Annotated in this window: 14 protein-coding genes; 11 read left to right on the plus strand and 3 right to left on the minus strand. The window is 41.9% G+C overall.

The genetic code is table 11. The features are described from left to right. Positions 1 to 2: 2 nt before the first annotated feature. Both H6G41_RS20430 and H6G41_RS20435 read right to left on the minus strand, forming a co-directional pair. Complete coding sequence (locus H6G41_RS20430) at positions 3 to 938, minus strand: homogentisate phytyltransferase (RefSeq protein ID WP_190748035.1); 936 nt, start codon at positions 936 to 938, stop codon at positions 3 to 5. Next, positions 938 to 1,780, minus strand: a complete 843-nt coding sequence (locus tag H6G41_RS20435) for a methyltransferase domain-containing protein (protein WP_190748037.1) — start codon at positions 1,778 to 1,780, stop codon at positions 938 to 940. Before H6G41_RS20435 ends, H6G41_RS20430 begins: the two co-directional genes overlap by 1 nt. 151 nt (positions 1,781 to 1,931) lie before the next feature. Between H6G41_RS20435 and H6G41_RS20440 the strand changes: the two genes are divergently transcribed. The 11 genes from H6G41_RS20440 to tilS all read left to right on the plus strand — a co-directional run bounded on the left by H6G41_RS20440 (position 1,932) and on the right by tilS (position 22,811). After that, positions 1,932 to 3,266: a TrkH family potassium uptake protein gene (locus H6G41_RS20440; RefSeq protein ID WP_190748039.1), complete on the plus strand. Its 1,335-nt coding sequence runs from the start codon at positions 1,932 to 1,934 to the stop codon at positions 3,264 to 3,266. Positions 3,267 to 3,421: 155 nt separating this feature from the next. Continuing rightward, on the plus strand, positions 3,422 to 4,117 hold the full coding sequence (locus H6G41_RS20445) for an NAD-binding protein (protein WP_190748041.1): 696 nt from the start codon (positions 3,422 to 3,424) through the stop codon (positions 4,115 to 4,117). Between the two features lie 729 nt (positions 4,118 to 4,846). Beyond that, entirely contained in the window at positions 4,847 to 6,709 is a 1,863-nt protein-coding gene (locus H6G41_RS20450) for a hypothetical protein (protein WP_190748043.1), read from the plus strand. Between the two features lie 93 nt (positions 6,710 to 6,802). After that, a complete protein-coding gene (locus H6G41_RS20455) occupies positions 6,803 to 7,372 on the plus strand; it encodes a DUF11 domain-containing protein (protein WP_190748045.1) in 570 nt (189 codons plus the stop codon). 95 nt (positions 7,373 to 7,467) lie between these two features. Next, positions 7,468 to 8,994, plus strand: a complete 1,527-nt coding sequence (locus H6G41_RS20460) for a DUF11 domain-containing protein (protein WP_190748047.1) — start codon at positions 7,468 to 7,470, stop codon at positions 8,992 to 8,994. Then, the gene (locus H6G41_RS20465; RefSeq protein WP_190748049.1) at positions 8,991 to 12,911 is read left to right on the plus strand and encodes an Ig-like domain-containing protein; all 3,921 of its coding nucleotides are present in this window, start codon (positions 8,991 to 8,993) and stop codon (positions 12,909 to 12,911) included. Before H6G41_RS20460 ends, H6G41_RS20465 begins: the two co-directional genes overlap by 4 nt. A 40-nt stretch (positions 12,912 to 12,951) precedes the next feature. Then, complete coding sequence (locus H6G41_RS20470) at positions 12,952 to 14,529, plus strand: right-handed parallel beta-helix repeat-containing protein (protein WP_190748051.1); 1,578 nt, start codon at positions 12,952 to 12,954, stop codon at positions 14,527 to 14,529. 10 nt (positions 14,530 to 14,539) lie between these two features. Then, entirely contained in the window at positions 14,540 to 17,503 is a 2,964-nt protein-coding gene (locus H6G41_RS35230; protein ID WP_242037987.1) for a lamin tail domain-containing protein, read from the plus strand. Between the two features lie 440 nt (positions 17,504 to 17,943). After that, the gene (locus tag H6G41_RS20480; RefSeq protein ID WP_190748053.1) at positions 17,944 to 21,063 is read left to right on the plus strand and encodes an MFS transporter; all 3,120 of its coding nucleotides are present in this window, start codon (positions 17,944 to 17,946) and stop codon (positions 21,061 to 21,063) included. Positions 21,064 to 21,349: 286 nt separating this feature from the next. After that, complete coding sequence (locus tag H6G41_RS20485; protein ID WP_190748055.1) at positions 21,350 to 21,658, plus strand: hypothetical protein; 309 nt, start codon at positions 21,350 to 21,352, stop codon at positions 21,656 to 21,658. A gap of 133 nt (positions 21,659 to 21,791) precedes the next feature. Beyond that, the gene (gene tilS, locus H6G41_RS20490; RefSeq protein WP_190748057.1) at positions 21,792 to 22,811 is read left to right on the plus strand and encodes a tRNA lysidine(34) synthetase TilS; all 1,020 of its coding nucleotides are present in this window, start codon (positions 21,792 to 21,794) and stop codon (positions 22,809 to 22,811) included. A gap of 30 nt (positions 22,812 to 22,841) precedes the next feature. On the opposite strand, the gene hmpF is transcribed toward tilS, so the two are convergent. Further along, entirely contained in the window at positions 22,842 to 24,611 is a 1,770-nt protein-coding gene (gene hmpF / locus H6G41_RS20495; protein WP_190748059.1) for a pilus motility taxis protein HmpF, read from the minus strand. Between the last annotated feature and the right edge of the window lie 631 nt (positions 24,612 to 25,242).

The raw sequence follows: 25,242 nt of genomic DNA on the forward strand, positions 1-25,242 counted from the left end.
TTCTAAGCCAAAAGACAGGCGATAGGGAAAATCAAATACTCAATGAAAAACAGTTTCCAGATGAATTGGTAGAATTGGGTAATTGCTCGTTTTTCTTGTGTCTCTACTGCTAAACTGCGTACCCACATCAAGCACAGCACTATCAAATGGGTAATGACTAAAAAAACAGGGTTAACTTCAGCTAAACGTAACACCCCGACTAAAATCATCCCTAAATAGCAAGTAGTCAATACCCAAAGCGCCAAATTAAAGACTGCTTTCGGCCCTAGTTGAATGGTTAAGGTAGTGATATTGTATAAGCGATCGCCTTCCATATCGGGGATATCTTTAAAAATAGCGATCGCAAAGGTAAACACCAAAATAAACACCGTCAGCGCCCAAACTGTCCCGGAAATCGAGAGATTTTGCTGTAATAACCAGCTAAAGTGCAAAAATAACCCTAAATTAACAATCGTCCCTCGCACGGAAAAAATACAAAAAGCCGCCCAAAAAGGAAAGCGTTTCAAGCGCATTGGTGGTAAAGAATAAGCCGTACCAATAGCTAAACTAATCGCTACCATTCCCAATAAAAAAGGGCCATTAAACCAAGCAATTACTAATGCAAAAATGCCAGTAATCGCGACAATTAATTTGCCTTGTGTAACCGAAAAAGCCCCGGAAGCTAGAGGAAGATGTGGCTTATTAATCTTATCAATCTCAATATCTTCCAGTTGATTCAGCCCCACAATATAAACATTGCCACAGAAACAGGCCAGCCAAGCTCCGAAAATATGTGTGAAGGAGAAATTACCATTATTACCAGCAGCAATTGCAATTAAATACAACGCAAAGACACTTAAACTGGTACCAATAATTGTGTGTGGGCGGGAAAACTGCCAAAAAGCATAAAGCCAGCGACCCCACACCCCAAAAGACTTTTGTCCAGAAAACAGATTCATTATTTATTCCCGCACAACAACCCAAACCGAATCAACCCGCGTTGATAACCGCTACGCATCAAACCTAGTGATAGCGCCCCGACAATTGTTGTCCAACCGGCAGTTAATAAACCCCAAATCGCCTGAGGCGTAAACGCCGAATCAATCACAAAATCCCAAAATGGGGCGACAGCAGTTGACCAATCAGCCGTGCGAATATTTTGTAGGGGGAGTTGATGCGCGATCGCTTTATACTCTGGTAAGGAAATCACATAAGGTAAACAATATACCCGGTAAATTTCCTGCAAATGTTTTTGTTCATCAGCAGTCAACGGCGAGTTATCAATTGGGCGATGACACCAAGTCACCATAATTAACTTACCGCCAGGTTTGAGTACTCGGTAGCACTCTTGCAGAAACTTGGTTTTATCCGGCATGTGTTCGCCACTTTCCAAAGACCAAACCAAGTCAAAACTATTGTCTGCAAAGGGCATTTCTAGGGCATTAGCCACAAGAAACTGACTGCGATCGCTCAAATTTAACTCTTGGGCGCGTTCTGTGGCTCTAGCGGCTTGTACGGGGCTAAGAGTAATTCCCGTCGCCCTAGCTTGAAACTTCTCAGCTAAGTATAGAGAACTACCACCAATTCCACAGCCCACATCCAAGATATTTGCCGCCGTTTCTACCTCTGCCCAATTCAGCAGTTCTTCAATTAAATCAATTTGCGCCTGACGACGGTCTTTTTTATGCGTACCATTCGGCCCGTAGTAGCCGTGATGCATATGTTCGCCCCAAATGTCTTCCCAAAGACCAGAGGAAGCATCGTAAAATTGCTGAATTTGTTGGTAAATTGTTGCACTCATGAAGAAAGCGGTGTTAAGACGAAACAGAATTTAAATAAACATATTCGTAGGCTACCATGTGTGTTTTTAATTGAATAAGGGTGTTTTGAATTTTTGGCAGGCTAAACCCCATGCATACCCCTTTAACAAAATTTATGAATCTTACCCCGGTATGACTGTTGCCCGTACAATTTGTTTAGGCTTTTTAGCAGTTATCACTGTAGGAACTCTCCTACTGATGCTGCCTTTTTCAACTACTAGCGGGCATTGGAACGATCCAATTGTCGCCCTATTTACCTCAACATCGGCAGTTTGTGTAACTGGTTTATCGGTAGTCGATCCGGGCACATATTTTTCCTTTTGGGGTCAATTTTTTATTGCCCTATTAGCGCAAATTGGCGGTTTAGGTTACATGACTACCACCACCTTTTTGATTTTGCTGATTGGGCGCAAATTTGACTTGCGAGATAAAATCGCCATTCAACAAGCCTTAGACCGAACCGGAATTAGTGGTAGCGCTCAAGTAATTCGCTCAATTATTGCTACTACTTTAATTTTTGAAATTACAGGAGTGTTTTTATTACTACCAGCATTTGTCCCTGAGCATGGTTGGGATAAAGGATTGTGGCTAGCAATTTTTCATAGTATTAATGCTTGGAATAATGCTGGTTTTAGTCTGTTTAAAGATAACTTAATTGGCTATCAGTCATCTTTTCTGGTCGTCTTCACAATTACAACATTAATTATCTTTGGGGGGATTGGTTATCAGGTAATTTTAGAAATGTACCTGTGGTTACGCGATCGCTTCATGAGAAAAACAGCCTGCCAAATATTCTCGCTAGATTTTAAAGTTGCCACTAGCACCACGTTATTACTGTTGTTTATTGGTACTCTTGCCTTTCTTTGTATCGAATATCGCAACCCCCAAACCTTTGGCGGCATGAGTTTACGCGATCAGTTTTTATTAGCCTGGTTTCAATCTGTTACCCCTAGAACTGCTGGATTTAACACGATTGATATTAGTAAAATGACAACTGCTGGTTTGTTTATCACCCTGGCAATGATGTTTATTGGTGCTAGCCCTGGCGGTACTGGTGGCGGGATGAAAACCACCACATTGAGAGTTCTTACCAGTTGTACTCAATCAATTCTCCAAGGGAAAGAAGAAGTATTATTATATGAACGAAAAATAGCAATCAATCTCATTTTAAAAGCTGTTGGCGTTTTAGTTGGTTCTGTAGGGATGGTGATTTTATCTACAGTTTTAATTTCCCTGACAGACCCCAAATTGGATTTTATCCAAATTCTGTTTGAAGTAGTATCAGCTTTTGCTACAGTTGGTCTGTCAACCGGGATTACAGGAACAGTCTCCACAAGTGCTAAACTGATATTAATTCTCACCATGTATGTCGGACGGGTTGGTGTTCTTCTATTAATGTCTGCTATTCTCGGAGATCCGCGTCCTACCCGAATTCACTACCCTGAAGAAAACTTGTTAGTGGGATAATTAAAGTCAATATCCCAATCCAGATATCTCCATAACAGCTGAGAAATAACCTGATAAAATTTACACTGATAGACCAAAATATTTTTGAGATATTTTTGGATATCAGTGTAATTTTTTGCCCTAAACCCAGGGAGCGCTATTTAAGGATAAAACTTGTGAACCTGTCAGCATTAAGCTTTTTTCGCAGTTTACGTAAAGATAACCATCAATTTGCAGTGATTGGTTTAGGTCGTTTTGGTCGCTCTGTCTGTTCTACACTGCATAGATTAGGTTACGATGTCCTAGCTACAGATGTTGATGAAAAGCGCGTATCTGAAGCATTGACAGAGCAGATGGTTGGTCATGCTTTACAGTTAGACTCCACAGAATCCGCTGCTCTTAAAGAAGCAGGAATTTTTGAATTTGATACAGTTATCGTCGCCATTGGCAATTATATTCAAGAGAGTATCATTACTACATTAAACGTGAAAGAGGGGGGCGTCCCCCATGTTGTGGCTAAAGCTTCTAGTGAAGTTCACCGCAAACTATTAAAGCGGGTGGGAGCAGATCATGTAGTCTTTCCAGAATATGAAGCAGGTTGTGCTTTAGCACGCACCCTCACTAAACCATCAATCTTAGAGCGCTTTGATCTCGACCCCGATAATAGTATTGTCGAGGTGATTGTTCCTGATGAATTTCATGGAAAAACTATCACCGAACTGCAACTGCGTAACCGCTATGGGTTGAATTTATTAGCTGTGAGTCATGATGGTAAATTTCTGATTAATCCCGAACCGACAAAGCGCTTAGAGCGGGGTACGGCGATGGTAGTGATTGGCCATAATAAAGATATTAATCGCTTACCTATTTAATCTTGAGTTACAGCGAGCGATCGCATCTAGAATTACTTGCATCTTCATGGGGGACTGAGAATCATAGCCAAGAATATCCCCCTTTCTACCTCGATATTTGCAGCCTTTCACCGTAATTTCCGTAATCCTGCAAACCTTATAACAATAATGTGCAGTTAATAACCTGTTACATAACCGAATTTTGAGCAACTTTTGCCTATCTTCAGATTTTCCTCATTTTTAAGATTTAATATTTATTCTTTTTGTTTATATTTATTAAATTTCCTAACTAAACATACTCAGATTTTCTTCATTTTTCCGGCTTAATATGACATCAATAAGGTAATTATCTCCATAAAAGATAGATTTGCCTTCAATCAATAGAAATAGCATCTTTTGGCGTATTTCTATTATTCCAAAAAAAAATATCATTGTTTCTACTGAAGATTATTCAAGTTATACAATGTATATTTTTAGTTACCCTAAGCAAAATATACAAATATTTTCCGGTGATGTATGAGTGCAATTGTTGATACACCCAGAACACAGCACTCATGACTATGGGCAAAATATTTGTGTATATCTGCTGTCATAAAATTGAGGTCAATCAATAATTAATCCCTCAAACATGCGTTCCTAAAGCTATTAGCTTTAGGTTATTTTAACTGGGCAATTTCTCACCGCATTGTAAAAAAGAAATCCTGCGATCGCACGCAGGACTAGTTTTGATTGAATATATACACTTCCATCATGCCAAAAAAACAGAGATTTATCAAACAGTCTTCCAGGTTCTACCGTGCCTTAGTAGCAACAGCATTATTAAGCAATGGCGTTTTCCAGTTTGTTGCGCCAGTCTTAGCGGAAGGAACCGCTGCGGGACAAACCATTAGTAACACTGCGACTGCGACTTACGATAATCCTGACGATCCGACTACACCGCTCAATGCTACATCTAACACAGTTACCGTCACCGTAGCAGAAGTTGCTGGTGTAACTGTGACCGATAATGCGCCGACATTTAAGACCGATGCCAACGGTGATGGTGACTATAATACTAACGATATCATTTACTTCAACTTCAGTGTAAAAAACACTGGTAACGACCCTACCAAATTTGTTATTCCTGAATCGCCATTAGTGACAGATAACAATAGTGGAGTCACTCTAGGACAGCTTGATGGTAAAGTACAAATCAATTACGGCGATGCCAATGGTTGGAACGATCTCCCCAGTGGTGGAGTCACAAACTCTGTTGCATCTGATGCGACTATTTCAGTACGTGTACCTGTAAAAATATTGAACAATGGCGATCCGACAAATGGCGATCAAATCTCGGTTCAGTTAGGTGACACAACAAACAACGCTCAGAACATTGCAAGGACAACAAATGACGCCACTGACTTGTACACCCAAGATAACACAGGTACAGACAATGGTGATGCTTCTGCCAATCCGCCAGTGAACGGTGTTCGTGAAGCCAGTGATACCTCAACCTTGACACTCACACTCAAAGCTTTATTAAATGGGCCTCAAGGCACACCAGCAGCAGATTATAATGGTGATAATAATCAAGACTTTACCAACAAATCTTCAGCCATAAATCCAGGTACAGCCCCCGGTAGTCTGATAGATCCTAATGCTGTCACCTTTAACAATACAATTCAGAATACTGGTACAGGTACTAACAACATTTCTTTATTACCCACACCACCAACGAATATAGCAGATTTGCCTAACAATACTGTAGTTACCATTAGCGCCAATAATGGTAATACAACAGCTACCTATACATACAATAGTACTACTGGCGTTTTTACTTTTACTTCAGGAACAGGTGTTGTCGGAGGAAATCCTGTTAGTGCAACAAATCCTGTGCGGATTGATAACGTAGCAGCAGGCGATACAGCCCCTTACACTGTAGAGGTGAATTTACCGGCTAATACGCCACTGTCTACTGATATTGAGAAAGGCTTTCCAGTTCCCGTTACTGCTTTTGTAGATCTTAATTCTAATGCAGTAATTGATACTAGTGAACCAAGAAATATTACTATCGACAGGGTATACACTGGTTTCTTGAAGTTGGTTAAAAAATCTCGGATTCTCAAAGGTACTGGGCCAGATGTTGGCGCAGGTCAAGAGAATTTTGAATCCACACCAGCAGTCGATCCAGATGGTACAGGGCCTTTACCAGCTACCGACCCCAATCCTGGTGTTAATGATGTACCTAGAACTCCTGCACCTGGAAACATTATTGAGTACCAAATTACCTCTAAGAACATTTCTGAGGCCCAATCAGGTACAGGTAACAAGATTTTACAAGCTGCCAATGTACAGATTATAGAAGACGGCACCACTGGTGGTAATAACTGGGCGCTAGACAACAATACTAATAGTGAGATCGATACTAGTCATGTGACTGCCGATTCAGGTGGTGAAGAGATCGTTTACTACAATAATATTCCCCCAGCAATAGGTACAGCTCAGTCTGGCACAACTGCGGCGACCAATGTTACTAAGTATGTAGTCAAAGTTACATCTGGCAATGTGACACCTCAAAGCACGGTAACATTCACTTTCCAAAGAAAGATTAGTGGTACTACAGCTACACCATAAAGCAGTAATTCAGGGGCATCTTTTGCCAAAGATGTCCCTACTTACATAGCCAATTGATTGCAGACTTGAAAATTTTTGTAGCAGGAGATTAAGATGAAACGTTTTTCCATGATCAGTATAGGCGCGATCGCACTGGTTGCAGGTATATCCTTTGCGGGTAAAATTCCTGTTGTTAGCAATATATTTCATGGTGAAGTTGCGATCGCGCAAAATGCCAAAAAAGCACCAGTTCAGTTGCGCTTAGAAGCAGAAAAGAAAGTAGTACAACAAGATAGCCAAGGTAAGCAAACAGTTACATGGCAAGCTTTGCAAGGCCAAGTAGTGGTACAGCCAGGAGATGTGTTGCGTTATACAGTTACTGGTGGTAACAATGGCGATAAAGCTGTCAAGAATCTCACCATCAATCAACCAATTCCCCAGGGAATGGTGTATGTACTGAAATCTGCTACCGTCAACAATAAACAAGGCGCAAAGATTACCTACAGCATTGATGGCGGACGCAGCTTTGTCGAAGAACCGACAATCAAAGTCACTCTTGCTAATGGTAAACAAGAAACTCGTCCAGCACCAGCAACAGCTTACACCCATATCCGTTGGAATTTTGGCTCATCTGTTGCTGCTAGAGAGATAGTAAAGGGTTCTTATCAAGTTCAAGTACGCTAGGGGCAGAGAAAGGAGAGGGGGTAGAGGGGACAAATGCCCCATACCCAATGACTAATTACAAATTATTTAGTTAACTTGAACAGGAGAAAAATTCAGTGCGCCGTCAAAGTTTGCAACATCAGATTTCTGATGGTGGCTGGTTTAAGCGGTTTGCGACAACCATTTTATTAGGAAGTTTTTTACAGAGTCCAATACCTGTTTTTGCTCAAATTAATAATGGGATTGCCTCTACAGCAATCAATAACCAAGCTACATATACTTATACAGATCCAAGTAGTCAATATACATTTCAAGGGACTTCTGGTTTAAATCAGGCTGATTCTAAACCATTAATTGACCCATTAGGAAGAATCCTTGGTTGTGGTGGGCAAAAGTTACCTAATTATCAAGGATTTTCTGTAGCTTTGTATGAACCATTAGCTAGCGATCCACTAGGTACGGAACTAGGACAATTAGTATCGTTAACCAGAACAGAAATACCGGATATTCCTAATAATAATATTTCCAAAGGCATTAACCCAAATGCCGACAATGTTAACCCCTTTTCGCTGACAGATGCGACTGAGGGATATTACAACTTCTTATTCGATCAAGACAAGGGACAAGCCGATCAAGGTAAAACTTATATTTTGGTAGTCAATCCACCTGCCAACTCTATTTATACCCAAAGACGCATTAAATTAACAATTGTTAGTAACACAGGTGAAGGTAGTAACAGGCTGGTTCAATATACAGCTACTTCTCTCGATGGTTTACCAATCAGCGTTCAAGGTACAACCCAGCTCAGTGATACGGTTTTAATCTCCGATGCTGAACGCATTGGACTAGATTTATTACCGATGCAACTGGATTTAGGTATGTGTCAAACACAACAGTTGCAAATTATTAAAACAGCCGATCGCGCTGCTGCTGAACCTGGAGATACGGTAATTTATCGCCTATCTCTCAAAAATGTTGCTGACAGTACATTAGATAATATAGTAGTTAATGATACTTTACCTCTAGGCTTCAAATTTCTGCCGCAATCGGTGCGGGGTGAGGCTAATGGTCAAGCAATCACCTTTACCGCCGAAACTAGTGGATCGGAAATTATTCTGCGGACTACAGAAGCGATCGCACCTGGTAGCATTATCAATATAGCCTACGCTACCCAATTGACACCTGATGCGGTGCGCGGTTCAGGGCGCAATTCAGCAATTGTTAACGCCCAACGCATAGACAACGATTTCCCTGTCAAAGATGGGCCAGCTACTCACTCTTTAAAAATTCGGCCGGGAATTGTCTCTGATTGCGGTACGATTATCGGTCGGGTTTTCGTAGACAAAAATTTTGATGGCGAACAACAACCAGGCGAACCAGGCGTACCGAATGCAGTGATTTTCTTGGAAGATGGGAACCGCATCACCACAGATCCCAATGGTTTGTTTTCCCTCGCCAACGTTTTACCAGGAAACCACACAGGCGTTCTCGATTTGAGTAGTCTTCCTGGCTATACCCTTGCACCTAATGTCCGCTTCCGCGAACGCAATAGCCAATCTCGGTTAGTGCGTTTAGAACCTGGTGGTATGGTACGCATGAACTTTGCAGTCACTCCCACCTTTAACTCAGAGGTGAAGAAATGAAAACCAGACTGCACCATACTCATCTTGTCAATTTGCAATTAATCGCGGCTGTAGCTGGGACTGTAAGTGTAATTCTATATCCGGCGATCGCAAAAGCAGAAAATACTCCGATTATTCAAGAACAACAGAACTTTAGTGACGGAGAAATATCCTCTTTAGTAACAAACAAGTTAGAGGTTGAAGACAGCACCAAGGTGGAAAATAAACAACTACCAGCCACCTTTGCGAGTTTGTCCGAGGACTTAAACCGTTGCAACACCAAGGTGACATCAGAAATTACAGAGCAAAAAACCTCTTCCCTCTGTTCACCATCCGCAACAGAAGCCGTTGGTATACAACCGTTTCAACCAGCAGATGAGATTCAATTATCTAGAGGTTTACAGCAAGTAGCATCCGATCAACAATTACCCACTGGTACAATACAACCATTTCAACCAGCAGCTGAGATTCAATTATCTAGAGGTTTACAGCAAGTAGCAGCTGATAGCGAAAATTTATCTGTTACGGCTGGTATCCAACCCTTCCAAGCAACATCTGATATTAAGTTACCTAGAGGCTTAGAAAAAATCGCCAATGGGACACAAACATCTACACCAGATATAACTACCAGCGTTAAAATCCTCACTCCCACACCTGATGAAATACTTGATGTGGCAGCTACTACAGTAATTCTCGAATTTTCTGAAGGAGCCAAGATAGAATTACGAGTCAATGGACAGTTAGTCGATCCTTCACAAATTGGACGTACAGCTACTGATTCCGCAACTAAATTAGTTACGCAGACATGGTATGGGGTTTCTTTAAAGGAAGGGGAAAATACCATTACTGCTCAAATTGTCGGTTCAACTGCACTGGCTGTAAGTAGGCGCGTGATGGTGCGGGGAACACCCACACAGATAAAGTTAGAAACTGTAGAGGCGCGGATTCCCGCAGATGGGCGTTCTACAGCCACAATCAAAGGAAAGTTGTTAGATGCGAATAACAACCCTTCTAAATGGGATACTGTTGTTACTTTAGCCGCTAATGCTGGGGAGTTTATCGGTGCAGATTTTAAACCCGATCAACCAGGATTTCAGGTAGAGGTGAAGCAAGGAGAATTTACAGCCAAGCTGAAATCTAGTTTAAATGCGCAGACAGTAACTATTAAAGCTAATGTTAATCAGTTAGAAGCTTTTACCAGCTTACAATTTGAAACCGCTTTGCGTCCGAGTATTTTGACTGGGGTAGTAGATTTGCGTTTCGGGGCTAGAGGTACGAATTATTACGGTAGTTTCCGTGATTTTCTCCCCCCAAACAAAGACAATAGTACTCAGTTAGACTTTCATTCAGCAGTATTTGCTACAGGTGCGATCGGTGAATGGTTGTTTACTGGTGCATACAATAGTTCTCGCACTCTGAACGAAGACTGCAACTGTGATAATCGCCTATTTCGCAGTAACCAATTCAGCGAACAAAACTATCCTGTATATGGCGATAGTTCCAAAGTAGAGGTGCTTACACCCTCTATTGATAGCGTATTTGTACGTTTAGAGCGTTCTACAAAGATTCCTGGTGCTAGCCCCGATTATGCTATGTGGGGTGACTACAATACTGAGGAATTTGCCCGTTCTTCACAGCAATTTACAGCAATTACTCGTCAACTCCACGGTTTTAAAGCCAATTACAACTTAGGGAATTTCCAATTTACTGGATTCTACGGTAACAATTTAGAGGGTTTTCAACGGGATACCATTGCCCCTGACGGTACTAGCGGTTATTATTTCCTATCTCGCCGCATCTTGCTACCAGGAAGCGAAAATGTCTTTTTAGAATTAGAAGAATTGAATCGTCCGGGTACTGTTTTGCGACGCCAGCAGTTAAACCGAGGCCCAGACTATGAAATCGACTACGATCGCGGAACTTTATTATTCCGTCAACCAATTCTGCGTACAGATGTTGATGAATACGGTCAGGTTTTAGTACGGCGAATTGTTGTTACCTATCAATATGATAGCAAGGACTCCAACAGCAATATTTATGCGGCGCGTCTGCAATATAACTTTTCTCGCAACTTTAATAGTGAAAGTTGGATCGGCGCAACCTATATTAAAGAAAATCAAGGAGTGCGTAGTTTTGAACTCTACGGTGCAGATGCCATTATTACTCTAGGTTCTCAGGGTAAGGTAATCGCTGAATATGCCCATTCCAGTAATGACTCTGATGTCATGGGTAAAGTTAATGGTGCAGCTTATCGTGTAGAAGCCGAAGGACAGATTTTACCGGGTATCCAAGGTCGTGCTTATTATCGGTTTGCCGATACTGGCTTTGCTAATAATGCCACAATTAGCTTTGTTCCCGGTCAAACTCGCTATGGCGCGCAAGTTACAGGTAAAGTTTCTTCAACGACAAATGTGCGATTGCAATATGACCATGAAGATAATTTTGGCATTGCACCCCAACCTTTAGATACCTTTGAAGAATTATTTTCACCCCGTGCGCAAGCAGTTCCCGGAAGTAAGGTTGATAACTCCTTAACAACAATTTCCGCCGGAATTCAACAAAAAATCGGTACTGTTACTGCTGATGTGGAATGGATTCATCGCAATCGGGAAGATAGAATGGCTACAAATAACCTACGTAGTAATTCTGACCAACTGCGATCGCGTCTGACTATTCCCATAGCCAAAAACCTGACTTTCCAAGCGCAAAATGAACTAACTTTATCTGCTTCTAAAGATGCTGTCTATCCAGACCGGACAATTTTTGGTTTGAATTGGGCTGTCCTTCCTGGGATTAATGTTAGCCTCGCACAACAATTTTACAGTGGCGGTCAACTTTCTGGTAACTCTATTACTAGCCTTAGTGTCAACGGAGAACACAAACTCGGTACAGATACCACTATCACCGGTCGTTACTCAATTTTGGGTGGTGCTAATGAAATCACAACCCAAGGCGCAATTGGTTTAAATAATCGCTGGACTATTGCTCCTGGTTTGCGGTTAAATTTGGCTTACGAACATGTATTTGGTAGTTTCTTCCAACGCACTGGCGCAGGTCAGCAATTTGCCCAACCTTTTGCCCCCGGTCAAAGCGCTTCTTCCATTGGGTTTAATGGTGGCGATAGTTACAGTGTTGGCCTAGAATACACTGATAACCCTGATTTTCAAGCCAGCGCCCGCTACGAACATCGTAGTTCCTCTGGTGGTTCTAATACCGTCATCTCAGCCGCAGCTACGGGGAAAATTTCTCCGTCTCTGACAGCTTTGGCACGTTATCAACAAGCAAATTCTGCTAATCAACGGCTGACAGGATTAGGAGATACAGTCAACCTGAAGGTGGGTTTAGCTTATCGCGACCTCAACGACGATAAATTTAACGCCCTCTTGCGTTATGAATATCGTCAAAATCCCGCAACTACGCCTGACACTATCCTTTTAGGTAGCGGTACGGGTTCAGAGGATCATACCTTTGCACTAGAAGCTATTTATGCACCTAACTGGCAATGGGAATTCTACGGCAAATATGCTCTGCGTCACAGTACCTCTTACCTAGCTAACGATTTAGTTGGTACGAATACGGTCAATCTGGCACAATTTCGCGCTACCTATCGCCTGGGATACAGCATGGATTTGGTAGGTGAGGCGCGGGTAATTAATCAATCTACTTACACCGAAACAGGCTTTGTAATTGAAGCGGGTTATTATCTTAGTCCTAATTTGCGCTTGGCTGCTGGTTATGTATTTGGCAAAGTCGATGACCGCGATTTCTCCGGTACACGTTCCGCAGGTGGTGCTTATTTGGGTTTAACACTCAAACTCAACGAATTATTTGATGGTTTTGGACAGCAAAAAATTGCGCCACCCCAGCAACAAGAATCTGTAGTGCAACGAGTGGAAAAAAATTCAAAATTAGGAAATATCAAGACAAAAATGCTGTAAAGTTATCTATTTTTCAGATTTTAGATGAAAAGTTAAATATATGAAGGTTTTTTCTAAATTAATCAATTTTTATCGGTCTGTATTCGGGAATGAAATTCTGACTACGGCTATTTTAGTATTGACATTGGCAGAAATCGCTGTAAGTCAGTCTCCCCTACCTTCTATCAGAGTAGTGGTAAATAGCAACCAAGATGGGGCGATTCAAGCTGATGATGTAGTGACTTTGCGAGAAGCGATCGCACTGGTTAATGGTACCTTATCAATTGAGCAGTTGAGCGATCGCGAAAAAATTCAGGTGCAAAGCCTTGATAATAATTTATCCTCCCGCATTGAGTTTAATTTACCATCTCAAGAAAGAGCGATCGCGATCCAGGAATTGTTACCACCTCTAGCTAGCCCAAGCTTGCTAATAGATGGCACTACACAACCAGGATATGATGATGCGAAGTCACCCGTTGTCGCAATTACACCTATTATTAACGCAGATGTCCTCCGTGGTTTTACTGTCGTCGCTGATGGGGTAACTATTCGCGGTTTGAGTATATATGGATTTAATGCTAGTCATGGCGCTACTGCAAGTCTCCCCCCCGCAGATATTTTTATTGCACCACTTTCGGACGTTTTCGTGGGAACAGGGCGTCGAACTCTTTCCTCTACACCGCCGAAAGATGTGGTAATTGAAAATAACTGGCTGGGTATACCACCAGATGCAAGTATCCCTACTAAAACCTCGGCTTTTGGCGTATCTGTCTTTAACAGTGTCGGGACAACTATCCAAAATAATCGTATTGCTCATCATGATGGTAGCGGCATTATTACCTCAGTCCGGGGAGAAAATTTACAAGTCAAGAACAATATTATTACTGACAATGGCTTGGCAGGAATGCCTGATGCCATTCGTCTAGAAGGTATAGTTAATAACACTGAAATTACCGCTAACTTAATTCAATTTAATGCTGGCAGTGGTTTGTACTTATTTAAACCACAAGGTTCAGTAAAAATTCGTGATAACACCATCACTAATAACGGTCAACAGTTGCAGCGAGCCGCAATTTACCTGATGGGGAAAGGACATGAAGTGGTGAATAACAAAATCACCGATCAGCCAGGGACAGGGGTAACAATCGCCGCTTATCCCCACAGCCAAGGTAACCGGATTCAAAATAACCAATTTGCCAAGCTACAGGGACTGAGTATTGACTTAGTAAGTCAGCAAAATGTTGGTGTTATTGACTACCAACAAGGTGATGGTGTAAATCCAGTCCATGACAGCTATCAGCGTCATCGTCAGGCGGGTAACTTTGGCATTGATGCGCCCAAATTTCTGAGTCGGGAGTTTTTTATTTTACAAGATGAGTTGGTAACGCTGGATGGTTTAGCTGCTCCTGATTCGGTAGTGGAAATTTATAAAGTAAGTGAAGTCAATAGCAATATAGGCACATTAAACGGAGCGATCGCTACAGTAAATACCGATAAAGATGGTAGATTCTCTATAAAATTGGGAAACCTAAAAGACGGAGAACGAGTAAGTGCGATCGCGATTCATCCCCAATATGGAACCTCTGAGCCAGCCTATCCTGCATTAATTCGCACCCATGAAATTCAAATCAGGAGCTAGTGAATTATCAATGAGTCTACGAATAAAAAGTCTTGTAGTGGTGAATCACAAATCCCTCAGCCGCTATAGAAAACTACTAAGTAGCATTGCATTATCACTATGCATTTTGAATTGTGGAACACAAGTAGCGCAAGCTGAAGGTAGTCGCACAATCTATCCCAGTAACGCCCCTGCTAATAGTTACAGAGCTAACCTAGAATGGCGTACTAATACTTATGGCAATCTTGTCCTGCGGCGAACATTACTAAAAGTCTATGCCAATAAAGATGAGTATATTCTTTTGGGTTCCAGTGCCGTTGGGGTGGATAATGGTAATATCCGTGTTTACAATCCTGGTCGTGTTAGTGGAAGTATTGGCAGCGAAACTATACCCAACACAGCAGATTTTGTTTGTACTTCCCAATCTGGACGCGGTTTTATCTCAACTCGTCAACAGGAGTTAAATGGCCCCCGTGCTATTTCTGGCGGCGGTAATCCTAACGGTTATATTCCTTGCTATTACCAGGCTCCATCCACTGGAGTTTATGACATCGTTTTCTACGGGCCGGTTGGAGGTAACTCCACTGCTGATGGTGCTCCCACTGGCGAACTTAATTTGAATAGTAGTAATAACTTTAACAGTCAACAAGGAAGTAGTATTGCAGCTTGGGATGTAACGGTACGCAGTAGCAATCAAACTTCAACAACTGACTTAAACGGACGGTTATTCAGCCACTATTATGCCTTATTCACTGGTAATAACGGTCTATATCTCAACTTCCCAATCTATCCAGTAACCACAGATGGCTTCCGATATAAAGTAGAACTCAGAGGTACAGATCCGAATGGATTTGTGATCTATGGTAATCAAACTGGCTTTTTTGATAGTGACGGTAAATCACCTCTCTACCGCGATATCTTAGGGGCGGATAGTCAGTTGACAAATCCTCAAGGTGGTGTAAGTCTGGCGCGTCCCCAATACCCAACTTTTTTAAACTCTGTTGATGCCAGTGTACTGCCATCCCTCAATCGTTACAAAGCTGATGGCACTTTAGAAGGAGTTGGAATTCCGCTCAACCCGATTATTCCTGTTGTGAGTAATTTACAATTTAACGGCACAGTTTCCGGGAATAACAGTTTTTTCGGTACCGGCGGTAATTTTAACTTTGATAGCAATGTCACAGGTAATTTCCAAGTCGTTCTCAGCCGAGATGGGAGCAATTTCGATCCTAACAGCTCACAAAACCGTCTGTTGCGAGGAACTATGACTGCAACCGGACAGCAAACGATTAATTGGGATGGTAAAGATAACAGTGGCAATTTTTTTCCAGTTGGGAGTAATTACAAAGTCCAAGTTAGAACCTATGGCGGAGAATATCATTTTCCCTTGTTGGATGCGGAGAACAATTTTACTGGCGGGCCGACAATTACAATGTTGAATGCTACTAATCCTCTCGGTAACACCAGAGGATTTTATGATGACCGGGGTTATAAAACCATTGGTGGTTCTACTGTTGGTACAGTCGGTCAAGTACTCTGTGGTATTAATCCCCCAAATCCAGCTTTTAGCGATCCCATTAATGGCTTTGACACCGCCAGTAATGACCGGAAATTTGGTCAATCTGGTAATGCAGGTAATGCGGGGACATCATGTAACGGCTCTTTTGGAGATACCAAAGGGCTAGATTTATGGACTTATTATCCTGGTCAGACCCAACCAACTCCACTTAACATTGTCGATCTAGTTTCACCTAATGTTGGCAAAGTTATTATTAATGAAGTTTTGTATAGCGAAACAGGTACGACAACTAATACTAATAATGAGTTTATTGAACTTTATAATGCTTCTTCATCTGCTGTTAATTTAAGTGGGTTTAAGTTAGTCGATGGGCATCTAACGGCAGATGATAATGATGGTATTAACGGTTTTAATTATACATTTCCTAACAACACAATTTTACAACCAGGGCAATATGCTGTGATTTGGATTGGAGATAACAACGCTAATCATCAAGCAACAGCAGCAGCTTTTCAAGCTTGGTTGGGACAAACTCCTAAACTCAATAACTCTGGTGACGATCTGTGGTTGTACGATAATCAAAATCAGGTGATTGACTATATTGCCTATGGTAGTGCTAATGAGATTAACCTACCGCCGGCAACTGTTCTTAATCTTTGGGACAACACTTATCAATCTTCTCTAACGGGAACTAATATCGGTCAATCTATCAGCCTCACTCCTAACGGCCAGGATACTAATGTTAGTGCTTGTTGGGAAGCAACTACTAGCAATAATGCTAACACCCGTTGTCCCAACTACTTATTAACTATTGATACTGATTCTACAGGTAGTAATATTACCAGCGTGGGCAAGAATAATAATGGTTTTCCTCCCAAGCTGTTGTTAGTCAAACGCATTACTCGCATCAATAATCAAGATTTAACGAATAATGTTAACGGACGCAGTGATGTTGCGACTACTGATACTAACTATGTACCAGAACCCTATGCTAAGGATGATGATGCTTCCCAATGGCCGGCTAATTACTTACGGGGATTGATTCATGCTGGTACTGTTCAGCCTGGGGATGAGTTGGAATATACGGTTTACTTTCTCTCTAAGGGTTTAAGCGATGCTACTAACGTTAAATTTTGCGACTTAGTTCCTGCTAATACTACTTTTATTTCCACTGCTTTTAATGGTCAAAGTCCCACTGATGGGGGTTTAGCTGGAGCAGATAGAGGTATTGCTTTAGCAATTGGTTCGACAACGCCTACTGTTTATCTCAGTAATATAGCAGATAGTAGCGATCGCGGAATTTATTATCCACCTAACGATCCCTCAACCCCATCATTCTGCGGTAATAATACTAATGGCGCTGTCCTAGTTAATATTACACGTAGCCCAGATTTTCCTAGCCTACCCCAAGCAACGGGATCGGGGACGCCATCTAATTCCTACGGTTTTGTCAGGTTCCGTGCCAAAGTAAAGTAATCGGCAACTTTTGATGAAAAATTAAGATGCGATCGCCCACTGAGAGAAAGTAGCGATCGCATATTTATTTGCCTGGAATTTTTAGTCAAAAATCACAACAATATACAGATATTTATCTCTCTTTAAGATCATAAACTAGTAAGTTTTAATAACTATTTAATACACTTGTTATCTAAATATTTTGGTGTAGTTGAGTATTAATGTAAAAAACTCCCACCAAGGCATAGACAAGAAAGCACAAATTCAGACCTTTGCAAGTAGTCTCATCAAAATTTCTATCTTGCGTTAGATATGCTCTTCAAACTGTGGAGAGATGCTGACAATGCCCAAATTCCACGATTCTGTAAGCTACAGACGTGATTGTTTACCCAATAAATAGAAAATTTCTGCTCATGTAATTCTTAATTTCCTCAAATTTAAGCTTAGAGAAAGGAAATACAATGTTTCAAAGTACAGAAATTATGCTGGAACTCTACAAACCACTATTGTGGGTGGCACAGGTTCCAGTAGACTCCTCAGGTGTCACACCAGCACAAGCATCGGTTCTCACTTCTGGGCCGCGCTTTTTTGTGGCTTTAATCTCTGGTGTAATTCTCGCTTTTGCTTTCCAAATAGTATTAACAAACCTCTCGGTGGCTGCGGGTATTTCTTACCTGGGGCATTCATCTGACTCTGATTCAAATCATGAAGAAGCGGGAAGTTTGGGCGGGACAATTCGCAAAATTGGTACAGCTGTAGGCATCTGGACATTAGTGACTGTCACAGTTGCTTTATTAATTGCTTGTTTTTTGGCAGTGAAGCTCAGTCTTCTGGTATTAGATCCAGGACTGGGTGCAACTTTAGGGTTAGTGATTTGGGGTGCTTACTTCTTACTCCTGATGTGGGTAAGTTCGACTACAGTCGGTTCCTTGATTGGCTCAGTAGTCAACAGCGCCACCGCTGGCTTTCAAGCAATTATGGGAACGGCGACGGCTGCATTAGGTGCTAAAACTGTCAGCAATCAAGTTGTAGCTACCGCTGAAGCCGCTGCTGCTGCGGTGCGCCGCGAATTAGGAAACGGGATCGATCCAACTAGCATTCGGGAAAATGTTGAAGATTACCTCGACAGGTTGCGACCCCCTGAGTTGGATCTGTCTAAAATCCGCAGTGACTTTGAAAACTTACTCAAAGATCCCCAATTCCAAGCCATCGCCGGTAGCCCCGATCTGCGCAACATTGATCGCCAAAAGTTTATCGATCTAGTCAGCAGTCGCACCGACCTTTCTAAACGCGATGTCAAGCGTATCTCTGATACATTATATAAACTCTGGCAACAAGTAGTCAGTCAGCAAGCACCAGCCCAAGACCGTTTAGGGGAGTTAGTTGACTATCTTAAATCTCTCCCACCAGGACAAACTAAAACCGATGAACTCAACGCCAAGTTGGAGAGATTAATTGCAGAAACTCGTGGTTCTAAAGAAGCTGACCAAAAAGCAGCCCCAGGCCCAATCCAGAGTACAATCCAGCAAGGAATTTCGGCTTTGACTGGTGTGGTTTTGGGGAGAACAGATTTGTCAGATTTAGATGTGGAAAAAATTTGGCAATCTCTATCCACCGCTAAAGACAAAATCAGCGAACAAGCAGATAAGTTGGGTTTACCAGCAGCTTCTCAACCCTATAGCCCCATTCGGGCTGATGTGGAAAACTATCTACATAACACCTATGCTTGGCAACTCAGTCCAGAAAGAATTGGTCAAGAATTCCGGGATGTCATCTACGATGCAGCCGCTGATCCGGGAGTAGTGCGGCGGGAATTAGAACGCCTTTCCCGCAATGATTTTGTCAACATCCTCCAACAACGGGGATTGCTGACTCAAGGACAAATTCAGCGGATTGCGGATCGCTTAGAAGCCGTGCGCCAAGAAGTGTTGGTAACAGTGACAGCGGTTGAAGAACGAGAAATAGTAGAAGACTTGCAACGTCGCGTTTCTAGCTACCTACTCGTTACCAGTAAAGCTGATTTAACCTCTGAAGGTATTGAAAGGGATTTTAAACCTCTGTTGTCAGATCCAGATGCAGATTATGAAACCCTATCTCGGCGGTTAGCGGCGATTGATCGCCACCAAATGCAGCAAATACTGTTTCAACGCAACGATATTCAACCCTACGAAATTGACGCGATTCTTGATGATTTAGAAAAACAACGCGATCGCGCTTTAATTGAATCGAAAAATCTGGCGGATCAAGCGAAATATCAAGCTGAAACTCTCTGGCTAAATTTAGAGTCATATCTGCGTAATACCGGCAAAGGCGAACTCAATCCCGATGCAATTCGTGCCGATCTCAAACGCTTATTAGAAGATCCCCAAGGGGGAGCGATCGCTCTCAGAGCCAGATTAGCTCGTTTCGACCGCGATACCTTGGTACAACTGTTGAGTCAGCGCCAAGATATCAGCCAAGACCAAGCGAGTCGCATTATTGATACTGTAGAACATTCATGGCACAGTATCCGCCACGCGCCCCAAGCTGTGGTTGATAAAGCGAAGGAGCAATATGACTCGGTTAGCACTACCATCGCTGATTACTTGCGCAATACTGGCCAAGCTGAACTCAATCCTGAAGGAATTCAGCGCGATTTAAATCGATTGTTTGAAAACCCCAAGGAAGGCGCTTTAGCCCTGCGGCGTCGCTTATCGCAAGTAGACCGAGATACTTTAGTAAAATTACTGAGTCAACGTCAAGATTTAAGCGAACAACAAGTCAATGAAATCATTGATTCTGTACAACATTCGATTCGCAATATTGTTCGCGCACCCCGTCGATTGGCTACCAGGACTCAGCAACGAGTAGAAACCTTCCAAGCCTATTTAGAAGAATATTTGCGGCAAACAGGTAAAGAAGAACTCAACCCGGAAGGTATCAAGCGCGACTTACAACTGTTGCTGCACGATCCGCGTGTGGGGATGGAAAGTTTTAGCGATCGCTTGGCTCATTTCGATCGTTCGACAATTATCGCCCTGCTGAAAATTCGCGAAGATATGAGTGATGAAGAAGCAGCGAGAATTGCTGATAACATCATCTCGGTGCGCGAGCAGTTTGTGGAACAAGTACGCGGGATTCAACGCCGCATCCAAGATGTCATTGATGGCGTTTTTGCCCGCATTCGCAACTATCTCAATTCCTTGGAGCGTCCAGAACTGAATTACGATAGTATTAAGCGTGATGTGCGCCAATTATTTGACGATCCGCAAGCGGGATTTGATGCATTGCGCGATCGCCTATCTTCGTTTAACCGCGATACCTTAGTCGCGATTATCAGTTCCCGTGAAGATATTTCCGAAGACGATGCTAACCGGATTATTGACCAAATTGAAGGCGCTCGCAATACTGTTCTTCAAAGAGCAGAACGCTTACATCACGAAGCACAACGCCGTTTAGAACAAGTTAAACATCAAGCACAGCGACAAGCAGAAGAAACCCGCAAAGCCGCAGCCACCGCAGCTTGGTGGTTATTTGCAACAGCCGTTGTCTCCGCTATTTTCTCCGCAATCGGCGGCGCGATAGCTGTTGTTCGCCTGTAAATTATAAAATTGTCTCCGCTCAATTAGTTTTACCTCCCTTTACGGGAGGTTTTTTTGCGTCCGGGTTATTCTCATAAATTATTGATTAAATATCTATTTATTTTTCATAAACCTCCGCAAAAAAACTTATTTCATCTAGTGTTGCTTTGGCAAATTTACTTTGAATAATCAAAACTTAAAAAATATAAACAGTAATAACCTCATGGTTAATGTCGATTTTGATTTCTAAAATGTAACTATCCTCTCAGGGATTAACAATAAGTAGATATTTATTTAGGTTAATATTGTGTTGTCAAATTTTAAAACCAAGAAAAAATTTTTGCGGGCTAAAACAGGTAAACCATTTTGGACTTTCAACAACATTGTCCTGGGCATGGCTTTTTTCTTAGGTCTGCCAGTTGCAACTTTTATTATCATCTATTCTTTGTTCTATGGCTCTAGCTCTTCTTCCCTATTTTCTTTCTTAAATTCCAGCAAAGAATCGCCTCATGCGACATCAATACCTTGGATTGATAATGCTGCTGAATGTCAATATACTCAAAGAGAGTGGCATGATAATAAGTGTTGGGACAAGGAACACAGTCCTTCATTCTGAATTAAAATTAGTAAGATTAGCTCCTCCATACCTTGGGAGTTAATCAAATCCCCAATTTTCAGTGGTAAAATACTTTAGAACCCACAGATAAAATATTAAAGGATGTGCGTTATTCTGGGGTTCAAAATCTAAAATGCTATGGACTGATTTACACGCAAAAATACATCGCACTATCCGAATGCGCCACTTATTTGCGCGTCATCAACGCCTATTAGTGGCGGTTTCTGGCGGGCAAGATTCTTTGTGCCTGATAAAATTACTTCTAGATTTACAACCAAAATGGGAATGGCATTTAGCGATTGTACACTGCGATCATCGCTGGCGTTCCGACTCCCTGGCTAATGCTATCCATGTAGAACAACTTGCTAAAAACTGGAATACATTATTTTATTTAGAAACTGCGACACAAGCTTTAACGAGTGAAGCGGCTGCTCGCAATTGGCGGTATCAAGTTTTAAGTGCAATCGCCCAGGAAAATAATTACCATTGTATTGTCACAGGACACACAGCTAGCGATCGCGCAGAGACTCTGTTATATAACTTAATTCGTGGTACCGGGGCTGATGGTTTGCAAGCCCTGACTTGGGAACGTCCCCTAACTGAGAAAATCACCTTAGTACGTCCACTTCTAGAAATTACCCGTACCCAAACAAAGCAATTTTGTGATGATTTTCATCTCCCGATTTGGGAAGACTCCACAAACCAAGATTTACAATACGCCCGCAACCGCATTCGCCAAGAGTTAATTCCATATCTGCAAACAAATTTTAACCCCAAAGTTGAATCAGCTTTAGCCCAAACAGCTGAACTTTTACAAGGAGAAGTGGAATATTTAGAAACCGCCGCCCAGCAGTTACAGGAAGCAGCCACGATTGAAACTGAGGAAGCACCGGGCGCAGATGGCTTAACTCCTGTACCGATTTTTCCCTTTAGGCTCAATCGTCGCGTCTTACAGACAGCACCCCAAGCACTGCAACGGCGTGTCATGCGTCAAGTCTTACAAAAAATACTTCCAGATGCGCCCAGTTTTGAACACATCGAGAAATTAACTAATTTAATTACAGCACCCAACCGTACGCAAACCGATCCATTTCCTGGCGGCGCGATCGCCCAAGTGCAAGATGATTGGATTTACATTAGCACTGAAATATAACAGCTGAAGGGCTTCAAATTTAGCCTAATTTTAGGATGCTAGCAATTCTGGCTGAGATATTAACTCTAAAAGCGTCTGGCGCATTTGAGCAATAGCCTGGAGTTGATAATCACCGCTTTGTTGAACTTCAGCTAAAGAATCAACTATTCCTTGCAACTTCTGACGTAAACCATCCAAGCAGTCTTGAATTGGTTGTAATGACTCTTGATAGAGATTCACCCGACTCCAGCATTCAGTAGTTGCTGTCCTTAAGGATTGCAGATTTTCCTCCATTGTTTTTAGTTCTCGACGCTGTTCTTCCAAGTCATGGCTTTGATTGTCAACCATCCCTTGGGCTAACTCAATACCAGCTTGCATCTGTTCAATCTCATGTTCCAGCTTTTGTAACTCTTGAGACTGTTGTTGTCGTTGGTTTTCGCTTTTTAATAGAATCGGCCCCAAATCGATTGGGTTCTGTTCTGGTTCATTGGTAAGAGTCTGTCCTTGTCTTTTTAAGAGTACCGATTGGTGTTGCTTGATTAACTTCTGCCGTTGTAGCAAATTTCGGCGTTGTCCCACCAAACTTTGGTTTAACATTTGGTAGTGGTCTTTTTCATCCGCCAGTTCCATTTCTAAATTAATCACATCATTGTCAGATGCTTGATTAATCTTGTTTTGGAGTTCGTCTATAGCTTCTTGCTTGTATTTTAATTCTTGTTCTTGATCGTGGACAAAACTAGAGTCAATTTCTAACTTCTCCTGCAAATCTTGTACCACTTTTTGTAGTTCGTCTAAAGCCATGTTTTCTAAAGCTTTGACATCAACTTGAGCTAATATTCCTTCCCCACCTGTTCCAGCTAATAACTGGATCTGTTGAGATAAATCTTCCTGATTGCGTAATTGCTCTTTCAAGATGCCAGCATATTCCTGCTTGCTAGTCAGAATTGCTGTATTTACGTTTAATTCCGCCTTTTGTTGATAGAGGAAATGTTGTGCCTGTTCCCAACTATTTTGGCGATCGCTAAACTCTTGCACCAGCCGATCGAGTTCCTCTTGCTTTTGCACAGCTACAGTTTTTTGCTGCTCTAGTTGTTCCCAATGTTGATTGAGAGTACCTTGCTGTTTTTCGACTAATTCAAAAGCAAAATTTAGATGTTCCCGTACTGTTTCTGTCGGTGCAACCTGGCTGGATAAGCGATCGAGTAACTCCTTCAGCACTCGACTTTGCTCTTCATCTAAAACTTTTCCTTGACAATCTGCTTGAAATTCCTCCAAGCGCCGCTGCTCGCCCCGTAAATGCTCCCAGGCTCCTTCTAGTTCCTGGCGATTGCGCTCAATTTCTTGTTGCAGTTTTTCAATCTCTGTACGGGAGTTTTCAACTTCCTTTTTTTGCGCCTCCAGTTGCTGAAAATCATTTTCCATGTGTTGCAACTGTTCTAAGCGGACTTCCATTTCCATTTCCCGGCGATTCAATTCTTGCGCCTGAAATGTCAACGATTGCTTCCATTGATCGATCTCTTCTTCTTTGAGCTTAAATTTTTCTAACTGGCGAGAAAAATTCTGCAAGATATTCACTAATGGACGCCCAGCCTCTTGAATGCGCTGCACCTGACGATTGGGAGTCAATTCTACCAATACCAATGCGCCGTCATTTAATTTGCTGGCTTCCTCCGCAGCAATCACATCTTCTGACACAGTACTCCAATTCTGGTCGGTTCGCTGACAAGCTAGGAGTTTCAATTCAGTTTTGGAATTACTACTGAGTAAATTGGTAGTGAGTAAGTTGCCTTTTTGCTTTTGTACTTCTGCTAAATACAGCACACCGTTAGTCCTTTTGTGTACTTGATGTCCGTGATTTGAGTTATATCTTAGATATTTTTGTTAGCTTGTCTGATTTCACCCTAGTTAGGGAAAACAAGACAAACAAAACTACAAAACTATTTATAGAAATGACATGTCACATCTGGTTACATATTTGCTAAATATAGATGTGTGTGGATCGCGCCTTTATATTTTGTGCTGATGGCAATAATGATGGCTACCGTGTGATCACTAGCTTTGTCAAAGTGTATTACGAAAAATTAAGGAACATTGCTGAATGTACTCGATGATGGGAAATATTGCAGCAGTAGCAATTTTCCTGATTGATTACAGATATTTCTCTATTCCCGCTTGACAGAAACTATATCTAGTACTCAAAGTTGTCAATAAACTACCCTCAGGAAATGTATCAGGCAATGAGCCATGAGGCTTTGAGACTGGTTATGGGGAATTACGAATTTTGCACATTGGTACTAGGGGCAAAAATTTGAAAATTTGGTGAAGCAATATTTTTATCTGCCAGAATAACTACGTTAGGGTTACTTCTAGCTTGGAAGTTCTGTTTTGCAGCCCAAAGTCAGTTGAACTACTTTGTCAGAAAAGTTAAACATGAAAACATTACTGGGCAAAA

Origin of the sequence: Tolypothrix sp. FACHB-123 (genome assembly GCF_014697075.1) — a bacterium.
GTDB lineage: Bacteria > Cyanobacteriota > Cyanobacteriia > Cyanobacteriales > Nostocaceae > Aulosira.